Source organism: Kordia sp., from assembly GCF_965283645.1.
In the GTDB taxonomy this organism is placed as follows: domain Bacteria; phylum Bacteroidota; class Bacteroidia; order Flavobacteriales; family Flavobacteriaceae; genus Kordia.
Genome location: NZ_CBDIPG010000001.1, coordinates 649,938 through 661,142, shown reverse-complemented (window position 1 = coordinate 661,142; position 11,205 = coordinate 649,938). Strand labels below are relative to the sequence as shown.

Below are 11,205 nucleotides of genomic sequence, written 5' to 3'. Positions count from 1 at the left end.
AAAAAAACTAACTAGACCAACTCAATAAAACATAAATTATGGATTCGAATACTGTAGAAAAAATTCAAGGGTATGAATTTTCTGAAAACCAAAAAAATGTTTGGCAATTAGGAAATGATAGTCAGCAAGTATGCTACAACCAATTAGTCATAAAATTCGAAGCGGCAATAGCAACTGAAACGCTGAAAAAAGCAATTTCGGCTGTCATACAAAAGCATCAAGTATTGTCGTTCCATATGCTGGACGATAAAAAATTCTCGTTTCCATTGCAAGTAATAGCTGAAAATCAAGATATAGACTATCATGAAATCAGTCTTGAAGAAGATCGTATCATAGAAACGACAACAGCAAAAATAAACGGTAACTATGATGCTACAATTAACAAACCAATACGTTTCTGTGGCGCAACAACAGCTGAAGGTGTACAGTATTTAACCATACGATTATTTGCTTTATGGGGCGATAGTTACAGTATTGTTTACTTCAAAGAAGAACTTACAAAAGCGCTACACAACTTAGATGCGTATGTAGCTGAAGAAATAGAAAAAGTAGATTACCTAAACTTTTGCGCATGGCAAAACGAATTACTAGCAGAAGCGGAAGAAGACGCGATTAATTTCTGGAAATCTCACGAATATCGAGCAAATCAAAACATAATTCCGTTTGCAACCGCAACGAACGCAAACTTTTCTCCTGTAAAAAAGAAAGTTGCAACAATTAGTGGCGCTACCTACGAAAAACTAAAAGCATTTAGTGAAGCCAATGAAATAGAAATGGGAACAATACTATTAGCTCAGTTTTCTAACTATTTGGCGTCATTTACAACGGATCAACTCACAATTGGATATATTCCTTTTGAGAGAAATTACGAAGAATTAAAAGATACTTTAGGTTTAGTTGCCAAGCAATTGCCGTTCACATATACGAAATCGGAAGCAACAATGCTGGAAACAGTCAAAAATGCTAAACAACAACTTACTGAATTAGCCGATTGGGCAGACTATTTCTCGCTTGACAGAGAAAATAAAGGTGTAGCTGAAACAACATTCAATTACAGTTACGAATTCATACACTACAAAAAAGAAGCAACAGCAACAATTATTGATAGTTATGGAATTCAAGATCAATTTGAACTAAAACTGAGTTGTGTTCAATTAGAAAATAGCATAGAAGTAGCAATATACTTCGATCAAGAAAAATACAACACACTCAATAGTTCCATACTTGAAACGCAACTACACGAATTTTTCAACACAATTACGGTTGAAACGAAAAAGCAATTGGCAATCACGGATGCGGAACAACAAATCATAACAACAACAAACGCTACGGAAAGCGAACTATTAAAAATAACATCCGTCGTTTCACTATTTGAATTGCAAGTAACGCAAAATCCAACAGCAACCGCAATTGTATTTGAAGATAAAAAAATCACTTATCAAGAATTAAACACAAAAGCAAATCAATTTGCAAACTATCTAACAAGCACACATAATGTTGGTAAAGGTGATGCAATTTGCGTACTATTAGAGCGTTCAGATTTGTTTATCATTTCCATACTTGGAATCTTAAAAACGGGCGCATACTATGTACCAATAGATACAAACTATCCAGACGAACGAGTTCAATTCATACTAGAAGATACCAAAACGAAACTCTTAGTTTGTGATGCCACAGCAAGCGAACGCAAACTAAAAGAAATTCCATTTGTGCATCCAACTACAGCAGAAATATACGAAGGAATACAAACGTATGAAGCCAATTACAACTTGGAAGATGTTGCGTATTGTATCTACACATCAGGTTCTACAGGAAACCCAAAAGGCTGTCTTATCACAAACAAAAATCTTGTAAACTACATTACTTGGGCAAACGAATACTATTTTAAAAATGAAGATTCTGGAAATTGGGGATTGATAACTTCTGTTTCTTTCGATCTCACCATTACAGCACTATTTACAAGCATTACCAGAGGAAAGCAACTTTGGATTGGAGGCAATCAAAAAGACATTTACGAATTGCTAACCGAAAGTTTTAATCATCCAGAAATTGATACGTTAAAACTAACGCCAACACATTTATCTGTACTAAAAGAACTGGAAATTTCGGAAACTCAAATCACAACGATCATCTGTGGAGGAGAAGCATTAACAGCACAACAAATAGAAAATGTGCATGCACTAAATGCTGAAACAACAATCTATAATGAATACGGACCAACTGAAGCTACGGTAGGTTGTGTTGTAAAGAAAATAGAAAAAGAAGATGCTAAAATTGTCATAGGAAAACCAATTGCAAACACAAAAATTCACATTCTTGATGAGCAACATCAAACTTGCCCAATTGGAGTTGTAGGAGAACTAGGAATTGCAGGCGCAGGAGTAGCAAAAGGATATTTAAACCGACCAGAACTTAACGAAACCAAATTTGTAGCTCACGAAACGGAAGAAAGAATCTATAAAACAGGCGATTTGGCACGTTGGTTACCCGATGGAAACATTGAATACTTAGGACGAATTGATTCTCAAGTAAAAATTCGTGGATATCGAATAGAACTTGGCGAAATAGAAAAAGTACTTACGGAAAACTCAAACATTGAAGAAGCTGTTGTGTTGGTTACACTTTCAGATCAAGATGAAAAAGAACTAACGGCGTTCATTCTAACGAGTCAACAAGTAGACGGAATTGAAGTACGACGCACCATTGCCAATAAAATTCCTGAATACATGATGCCAAGTAGCATGATTCAAGTTGATAAAATGCCAATGACAATCAATGGTAAAATTGACACGCAATATTTAATCGATTTAAAAGCAAAAGAAACTCAAAACAAAGTTGCGTATGTAGCGCCAAGCAATGAAGTGGAAGAAAAACTAGTTGCTATTTGGGAAGAAATTCTAAACAAAGAAAAAATTGGTGTCAATGATGATTTCTTTTCCCTTGGCGGGAATAGTCTCTTGGTCATGAAGTTAATGAATAAAATCAGTCATGAATTTGGTGTAAAAATAGATTTTAAATCATTCTTCAGCAAGCCAACAATAAGCAGTTCAGGGTTAGAAATTACATTCATGATCGATCAAAAATCAATGAATGAAGACAACTTAATAGAACTCGATATATAATCAATCGCAATAAAAAAAACTTCGAAACTACTAAAGGTAGTAACAAAATCAACCAATCACCACTAGCTCATATTCATATGGAAAGTTTACTAAAACGCATTCTAGAAAATAAATTATTGCTAAAACTTGAAGATGGAAAACTCAAGATGTATGCAAAAGATAAAAATCCGATCGATACAGAATTGATCAAAGAAATAAAAGCGCGTAAAACTGAACTAGAAAACTATCTATTAGCACAAGATAAGAATACAGTAAGTAATACATTCATGGCGGAAATTCCAACATTGGAACCACAGGAAAGCTATGAATTATCTTCATCACAACTACGACTTTGGATTCTAAATCACTTTGAAGAAGGCGCAATGGCGTACAATATTCCTTCCGATTTAGTATTGCAAGGAACGTACAACTTTGAAAACTTCAAAAAAGCAATTCATGCTGTAGTAGAACGACATGAAATTCTAAGAACGATATTTCGTAAAAATGAAGAAGGTGAACCAAGACAATGGATTATACCTGCGGAAAACGCAACGATAGATATTGATTTCATTGATGTAAGCGACAAAAAAGATTACAATACGTGGATTGACAATTACATTGCAGAAGACAATACCATTGCATTCGATTTAGAAAAAGGACCATTATTTAGAGTCCGTTTATTAAAACTTACGGAAGAAAAATACTTGCTCTATTACAACATGCATCACATTATTGGCGACGCGTGGTCAATGGAAGTACTATTCAAAGAAATTTTTGAATTTTACAATGCATATGAAAATGGAACAGGAACTAATTTGCCAGAATTAAGAATACAATACAAAGACTTTTCCGCTTGGCAACAAGGACAAATAAAAAGTGGTGCTTACAAACCACATCAAGAATTCTGGAAACAAAAATTTGAAGGCGATTTGCCACTTCTAGACTTACCAAGTCAAAAAATACGTCCAAAAAACAAAACATTCAACGGGCACAAACTTGGCGCGTATCTCTCTCCAGAAATCACGAAAAAACTTCAAAACTACTGTACAGAAAACGGCGGAAGTCTATACATAGGATTGTTAGCCGCTTGGAATGCAGTATTCCACAGATATTCTGGTCAAACAGAAATCGTTGTCGGAACACCTGTTGCGGGAAGAGGACACGTAGATTTAGATCATCAAATTGGGTTTTACGTAAACACGTTGCCATTAAAAAACGAAATCAACGCAAAAGAAAACTTTGATACATTATTTCAACATGTAAAATTGAACACGTTGGAAAGTTACAATCACCAACAATATCCGTTTGATTTATTGGTGGAAGACATCAACTTGGTGAGAGATCCATCAAGAAGTTCTGTATTTGATGTCATTATCGGATTTCCAGATGCAGACAAAAAAGCTGAAGATTATTATGTAAGTACAAGTAAAATCAATCAAATTCAAGACTATGGAAACATCATTTCCAAAGTAGATTTGGCAATTATTTACAGTTGGATAGGTAACAGTCTATTCTGTGATGTCATCTTCAATACGGATGTGTACGAGCGTTCAATGATAGAAAAACTCATCACACATTTCAAACAATTCATCGTTTCTATTTTAGACAATTCTAAAGAAAACATTGAAACGATTGATTTTATGGCTGTTGCCGAAAAAGAAGCGTTACTTTCTCATTATCAAGGAAATACTTCAAAAGAAACGTCAAATACTACAATACTAGACTTATTTGAAGCGCAAGTTGATGCAAATCCAAACACAATAGCACATGTATTTGGAGCAACCGAATATACGTATGCGGCACTATCGGACAAAGCAACACGTTTAGGTCAATATTTAAAAGAAAACTACGAAGTTGGCGCAAATGATATGGTTGGTGTGATGATGGACACAAACGAATGGTCTATGATTTGCATGCTTGGAATCTTAAAATCGGGCGCAGGCTATGTATTTATAGACAATGAATTGCCAGAAGATCGAAAAGGCTATATCATTCAAAATGCAGCTATAAAAGCATTAATCATTATGTCTGATGATTTATTTGAAGTGACTTCGTTTGAAGTACCAATCTTCTCAATCGACATTCAAGATGATGAACTAGATGAAATAACAATCTCAGAAACGCCAACAAAAATTGACAAAGCAGATACAGCATATGTAATTTATACTTCAGGAACAACTGGAAAGCCGAAAGGAGTGATGGTAAGTCATGAAAACTTGGTAGACTATTATGTTGGTTTAAATGAAGCGTTAGACGTAAGTCGTTTTCAAAACTTCGGATTAATGTCTTCACTTTCAGCAGATTTAGGAAACACAGTCGTGTACGGATCATTGCTAAGTGGCGGAACGTTGCATACCTTTACCAAGTCAAGCTTGATGGATGCCGAAACGTTGAAATCATATGTTATAGAAAAAGCAATTGACTGTATCAAAATAGTTCCATCACACTGGAAAGCGTTATCAAATGAAAACAGTTTGCTACTTCCAAAAGGTATGATTGTTTTTGGAGGAGAAGTATTATCATTAGATATCTTAGAAAAAATAAAAGCGAGTGGAAGTGAAGTTGAAATCGTAAATCATTACGGACCAACGGAAACAACCATTGGAAAGCTGATTCACAAAGTATCACTTGACAAAAACTATAGCAGAGTTCCTATCGGGAAAACATTCTCAGCAACATCTGTATATGTAGTAAACGAAGCAATGACTTTATGTCCACAAGGAGTTTCGGGCGAACTCTTAATTGGTGGTTTGGGCGTTTCCAAAGGATACATCAACAATGCTGAACTAACGGCAGCACAATTCATTCCAAATGTATTTGAAGAAGGAAACGGATTTCTATACAAAACAGGCGATAAAGTTCAACTGAACACCGAAGGCGAAATTATATTTATTGGACGTGTAGATGATCAAGTAAAAATAAGAGGATATCGTGTAGAGCCAAGTGAAATATCGTTAGCAATTTCGGAACACAAATATGTGCAACAAAGTCATGTTTCAGTCAAGCTAGATCAAAATGGCAACAACAAACTAGTTGGTTATATAGTTTCTGAAGGCGAATTTGATGAAGAATTACTAAAAGGTTATTTACAATCACGTTTACCAGATTATATGATTCCTACAGTATTTATGGAATTAGCCCAAATGCCATTAACCAGCAACGGAAAAGTAGATCGAAAAGCATTACCAGAACCAGAAACTTTTGAAACTTCACAAGAGTACGAAGCACCAAGAAACAAAGTTGAAGAAGACTTATGCGAAATATGGTCATCACTCCTAAATGTTGAAAAAGTTGGAATCAATGACGATTTCTTCGCGCTAGGAGGACATTCGTTACTAGCCATTAGATTGATCTCGGAAATCAAAACGCAAAAAGCAATGGAAGTTTCTATTGCAGACTTATTTGAATATCCAACAGTTGCAACGTTGGCAATGCATATAGAATCTAACAAAGAAGAAAACAAAACCTTTGAAATAACTCCGCAAGAGCGCCCAGAACGAATTCCACTATCATTTGCACAAGAACGATTATGGTTTATAGACAATTGGAAAGGTAGCACGCCATATCATCAACCATCACTATTTCGTATCAACGGAAACATCAATACTGCAACACTAATACATACATTCAAAAAAATAATTGACAGGCATGAAGCGTTGCGAACAGTATTTTTAAATGAAGAAGGAAAACCGTATCAAAGTATCAAAACGGCAAACGATTGGTCACTAAATCAAATTACGATCAACGAAATTGGAGACACTTCGGCCGCACTAAACGAATACTTAGAAGATGCAGTTTACAAAGCATTCGACTTAGCAATCGATTACATGTTACGCGTAACATTAATCACTATTTCTGAAAATGAACATTTACTACTCACAGTTCGCCATCACATTGCTTCTGACGGTTGGTCACTATCGTTGTTAATCAATGAATTTGTAGAAATATACCAGGCAAAATCGCAAAACGTAGAACCTGTATTGCCAGAACTAAGCATTCAATATGCAGATTACACAATTTGGCATAGAAATCATATCGTAGGAGAAGCATTTGACCAGAAAATGGAATACTGGGAAAACAAGCTAAAAGGCTTAGAAGTGCTGGATCTTTCAACAGATTTTAACAGACCAGCAATCCAAAGTACACGAGGCGATTACAAAAATTTTACCATAGGAAAAGAACAAACAACTGCGCTCAAAAAAATAGCACAAGAAGAAGGTACAACCTTGTATATGGTGTTAATTACAGCGTACAAAACATTGTTCTATCAATATACAAATCAGACAGATATCTGTATCGGAACCACAGTTTCCAACAGAAAAAGCAAAGAATTAGAGCCGCTCATTGGTTTCTTCGTAAACACATTGGCACTACGAACGGAATTTGACAAAGAAACAACCTTCAAAAGTTTACTCAAAGAAGTACGTAAAACGGTCGTAGAAGCGTATGATCATGTTGCAATTCCTTTTGAAAAAGTAGTAGACAAAATAGAAGTAACGCGCGATAGTAGCCGAACTTCTCTATTTCAACACTTGTTTGTATTCAACAACAATCCAGATCCTGAAATACAACTAATAGATGATATTTCCTTAACGGAAGAAACGCTCACTATGGGCGATCAAATTGCAAAATTTGACATCACATTCTTTGTTCAAGAAATCAATGATGAACTCTCAGTAAGTATCAACTATTGTATCGATTTATTTACAGAAAGCAGAATGATTCAAATGGGAAATCATTTCAGTCAATTGCTAGAAAATATAATTACAAACAAAGACAGTGTTTTAGCTGATATAGAATATTTATCTGTAGAAGAAAAAGAAACACTATTGGCGTTGCATACGAATGAAGCTACATTTGAAACGTCAAACACTACAATACTAGACTTATTTGAAGCGCAAGTTGAAGCAAATCCAAACACAATAGCACATGTATTTGGAGCAACCGAATATACGTATGCGGCACTATCGGACAAAGCAACACGTTTAGGTCAATATTTAAAAGAAAACTACGAAGTTGGCGCAAATGATATGGTTGGTGTGATGATGGACACAAACGAATGGTCTATGATTTGCATGCTTGGAATCTTAAAATCGGGCGCAGGCTATGTATTTATAGATAATGAATTGCCAGAAGATCGAAAAGGCTATATCATTCAAAATGCAGCTATAAAAGCACTAATCATTATGTCTGACGATTTATTTGAAGTGACTTCGTTTGAAGTACCAATCTTCTCAATCGACATTCAAGATGATGAATTAGATGAAATAACAATCTCAGAAACGCCAACAAAAATTGACAAAGCAGATACAGCATATGTAATTTATACTTCAGGAACAACTGGAAAGCCGAAAGGAGTGATGGTAAGTCATGAAAACTTGGTAGACTATTATGTTGGTTTAAATGAAGTGTTAGACATAAATCGTTTCCAAAACTTCGGATTAATGTCTTCACTTTCAGCAGATTTAGGAAACACAGTCGTGTACGGATCATTGCTAAGTGGCGGAACGTTGCATACCTTTACCAAGTCAAGCTTGATGGATGCCGAAACGTTGAAATCATATGTTACTGAAAAAGCAATTGACTGTATCAAAATAGTTCCATCACACTGGAAAGCGTTATCAAATGAAGACAGTTTACTACTTCCAAAAGGTATGATTGTTTTTGGAGGAGAAGTACTATCATTAGATATCTTAGAAAAAATAAAAGCGAGTGGAAGTGAAGTTGAAATCGTAAATCATTACGGGCCAACGGAAACAACCATTGGAAAGCTGATTCATAAAGTATCACTTGACAAAAACTATAGCAGAGTTCCTATCGGGAAAACATTCTCCGCAACATCTGTATATGTAGTAAATGAAGCAATGACTTTATGTCCACAAGGAGTTTCGGGCGAACTCTTAATTGGTGGTTTGGGTGTTTCCAAAGGATATATCAACAATGCCGAACTAACGGCAGCACAATTCATTCCAAATGTATTTGAAGAAGGAAACGGATTTCTATACAAAACAGGCGATAAAGTTCAACTGAACACCGAAGGCGAAATTATATTTATTGGACGTGTAGATGATCAAGTAAAAATAAGAGGATATCGTGTAGAGCCAAGTGAAATATCGTTAGCAATTTCGGAACACAAATATGTGCAACAAAGTCATGTTTCAGTCAAGCTAGATCAAAATGGCAACAACAAACTAGTTGGTTATATAGTTTCTGAAGGCGAATTTGATGAAGAATTACTAAAAGGTTATTTACAATCACGTTTACCAGATTATATGATTCCTACAGTATTTATGGAATTAGCCCAAATGCCATTAACCAGCAACGGAAAAGTAGATCGAAAAGCGTTACCAGAACCAGAAACTTTTGAAGCTTCACAAGAGTATGAAGCACCAAGAAACAAAGTTGAAGAAGACTTATGCGAAATATGGTCATCACTCCTAAATGTTGAAAAAGTTGGAATCAATGACGGATTCTTCGAATTAGGTGGCGATTCTATCATTGTAATACAATTTGTAAGTAGAGCAAAACGAAAAGGGCATCAATTTAAAGTACAAGATCTATTTGATCATCAAACCATTGCAGAACTTTCAGAACTATTAGAAACACGAGCTACTGAAAAGCATGTTGCTGAACAAGGAATTCTGGAAGGAAAACTACCATTAACACCAATTCAAGAATGGTTTTTTGAAGAAGAAAGCGGACACAAAACGCACTTCAATATGAACTTATTGTTCAAAATTGATAAAAAAATCAACGAAACAAACATCAAAATGCTAGCGGCTCGAATTTTAGAACAGCACGATGCATTGCGTTTACAATTTGAAAATGTAGATGGTGTTTGGGAACAAGCATATGGAAACGATCAAGGTATTTGTGATTTCCATGATATTTCAGAAGTAGAAACGACTGAACTTGCTCAAAAAATCACGGAAATATGTGAAAATGTTCAACGAAGCAACGATTTGATTCAAGGAAAACTGGCACATTTTACACTAATCAACACACCAGAAAGCGAATCACACAACCGATTATTCTTAAGTTTCCATCATCTTGGCGTTGATGGTGTTTCGATCAGAATCATTTTAGATGAAATGGAGTTAATCTTAGATGCTTTTCTTCAAAATGTAGATGTAGAATTAGGTCCAAAAACAAACTCATACAGAGAATGGGCAGTAGCATTACAAGAATTTGCAAATTCAACAAAAATTACGGAACAAAAAGAATATTGGGAAACTGTGAAAAATGCTTTTGTGCCTTTCGCTACAGATCATAGTGATGAAGTTCAAAAAAGAGCAAGCATTCAATCAGTCATTGTAAACATTGACGAAACGTTGACTACTAAACTGACAAAATCTACCAACAATGCCTACAACACCGAAATCAACGATATATTATTAACAGTACTCGCAAAAACCATGACAAATTGGACGCAAAATGAACATGTAGTTATTGGTTTGGAAGGTCATGGAAGAGAAGCCATTGAGGAAACGCTCGACATTAGTAATACAGTTGGATGGTTTACAAACAAATATCCATTGTTGCTAACCGTAAACACTGAAGAAACAGGCGATTTAATCAAATCTGTAAAAGAACAAATTAGAAATGTGCCTGATAAAGGACTTGGATTTGGTTGTTTAAAATATCTCAATGCCAAACTTGGCACTAAAGAAACACTTGCAGGAACTTCTTGGGACGTTGGTTTCAACTATTTAGGACAAATGGACAATGTTATCAACCAAAGTAATTGGTTTTTAGGAGCTACTGAAAATACTGGAAATCATATCAGTGAACACTATCCAATTCGTGAAAAAATAGTTGTAAAAGGTGCAATTATGAATAACAAACTAGGAATTTCTTGGGATTATTCAGATCAGCAATATTACAAAGAAACCATTCAATATATTGCAAATCAGTTCATTATAAATATAACGCAAGTAATAGAACATTGTGAAGGAAAAGAAGATGGAGACTTTACACCATCAGATTTCGATTTACAAGACAAAGTCAGTATTTCTGAACTTGACACATTATTTGAAAGCGAAAACTCAGAAGCTGACGGGATTATTAAATTTTAACTGTAGCGCAACTTTAGTACTTCAAAAGT

General features: G+C 35.1%; 2 protein-coding genes. Both read left to right on the top strand.

Features of this window, described 5'->3' with window-relative positions; translation table 11 throughout:
* Nucleotides 1-38 precede the first annotated feature (38 nt).
* Entirely contained in the window at nt 39-3,122 is a 3,084-nt protein-coding gene (locus tag ACQ654_RS02680) for an amino acid adenylation domain-containing protein (RefSeq protein ID WP_430408770.1), read from the top strand.
* Nucleotides 3,123-3,199: 77 nt separating this feature from the next.
* The gene (locus ACQ654_RS02675; RefSeq protein ID WP_430408769.1) at nt 3,200-11,176 is read left to right on the top strand and encodes an amino acid adenylation domain-containing protein; all 7,977 of its coding nucleotides are present in this window, start codon (nt 3,200-3,202) and stop codon (nt 11,174-11,176) included.
* The last annotated feature ends 29 nt before the right edge of the window (nt 11,177-11,205 follow it).